We start from the raw sequence: 2,064 nt of genomic DNA on the forward strand, positions 1-2,064 counted from the left end.
AATGCGAATTGCTTCCAAATCTTTTTATAGTTTATCAAAAATTCCTGCTTTATCCTCGACATTAATTCAATATATTGCTTATATTTTTGAGCGACATTTTCCAAATGTTCGCCCGTAAATAATACTGCTAGGCAATATGTTGTTGCACTATAACCGGCATATTCTATATCTCCAGTTTCCAGTCCGCTATGAATTGCTTCTGTCAAAGGTTCTATAGTTTCTTTTGCATGGGTTTTCCACGGGATAATATAACCGTTAATCATACTGATAACTTTGGCTTTCAGAGCATAGGCATCAAACCGATCCAACACGCTTAAAGCCAGTTGACCGAATTTATATCCAGAATCGATATCTCCTAACGCACCACACAAAATCATGCCATAAAAAACATAGGCAAACGCGGCAACAGACGAATTACCGTATTTAATAGAAAGGTTTACCATCGTTAAAATAACCAGTAATCCTATTGCCGGATTTGCAATAAACGCAGGCGCAGCGACGCTCTTCAAAATTCGCATGGCTGCCAGCTTAGAAGCATCTGTCATTTCTGGAAGTTTACTTAAATTTTCTATGCGTTTTCTTCCCAAAATTAATTTGGTCTGAATTAGAGCAACAATAACATTGAGATTTCCCGGTCGATTCGGCAACCGCACACCAAGCATTTGCAGAACTTGCAATGCTGTATCTATGGCTTCTTGCAAATGATTTTGAGATATATAAAACAGGATTTTTGTTTCATATACTGGAACTTTTTCTAGCAGAGTTTTAGCTTTGTGGAGAACTACTTCAGAAAGTGCCGCTCCTCTTTCGTAGTTGGTATTGAGATATTCAGCTTCCACCGCTTCTACATACAAATCAAGCGTAAGGTTATAATCGGTATCCCAACTCGACTCTGGCAGAAGTTCCAAACCTACATTTAAATACTTAACAGCGGCTTCTATTGCAGTGGCTGACTTTGCTTTTTTGCCAGCGATTAAATTAAGTTTTGCCAGTTCATATTTTTCTGCTTGTTTGACCAGCAGTTCAACACCGATATTTAGCTGGTTGACAATATCAAAGATATTTTCTTCTAGCGCGTATTTAGATGTTTTGTGCAACAACAGTTGACCAATTTTCAGGTGAGTTGCTTTCTGGCGATCGTCCAGAATCAGCGAATAAGCTGCTTGCTGAACTCTGTCATGGAGAAACTTGTAGCTAATTGAGATTTGTTCTCGATCATTAGTCATTTCCAAATGACTTATCACTGATGACTCTTGACGAATCGCCAGAGGAATTTTGTAGGTATTGCTTAGAGGCAGAATTAGACCTGCTTGCAGTGCTTCCCACAAATCGTTGGCAGTTTCTATAACAGATTTCTCATTGACAATGGCAAGCACATCTAAATTAAATTGATTGCCAATGCAGGCAGCTAATTTTAAAATATTAATTGCGTTATCAGATAATTTTTGAATATTTCTAGCAACGAGTTCGACGACATTGTAATCGGTAATTCCAATACTTTGAATTTGTTCTATGTCCCAAAGCCATCGCCCTTCGCTGAAGTCGAAATGCAATAGTTTTTCGGCATAAAGAGTTTGCAGCAGCTGCGTTAAGAAGAAGGGATTACCCTGAGTTTTGTTGAAAAGTAGTTCTGCTAGTGGGTACAGGCGATTGGGTAAAGTTTTTCCTCGATCGAGGGTATCGACTAATAGTTCGCTGACGTGAGATAAATTTAGAGGTTGTAGGACGATATTACTGACCGATGTCCCAGCTTGTTGAATTTTCTCTATAGTTTGAATGGTAGGATGAGTTGGATTTACTTCGTTGTCTCTATACGCGCCGATCGTCAATAGATATTTGATATCCGAGTCGGTCATGATGCTCTGAATCAACTTCAGAGAAGCCGAATCTGCCCACTGTAAATCATCTAAGAATATGACTAGCGGGTGTTCTGGTTTTGTAAATACCTGAATAAATTTTTGAAACACCCGATTGAAGCGATTTTGGGATTCAGTTGGGCCCATTTGCGGTACGGCAGGCTGTCTCCCAATAATTTTTTCAACTTCGGGAATTACATCAATAATT

1 protein-coding gene is annotated in these 2,064 nt (G+C 38.9%); it reads right to left on the reverse strand.

The window, feature by feature from the left end; all coding sequences use genetic code 11:
• Nucleotides 1-2,064, reverse strand: a 2,064-nt coding sequence (locus tag H6S82_RS30645; protein WP_191057285.1) for an AAA family ATPase, incomplete at both ends; no start/stop codon positions are given.

The sequence above is a fragment of the Planktothrix sp. FACHB-1355 genome (genome assembly GCF_014748295.1).
In the GTDB taxonomy this organism is placed as follows: Bacteria; Cyanobacteriota; Cyanobacteriia; order Cyanobacteriales; family Aerosakkonemataceae; genus Aerosakkonema; species Aerosakkonema funiforme_A.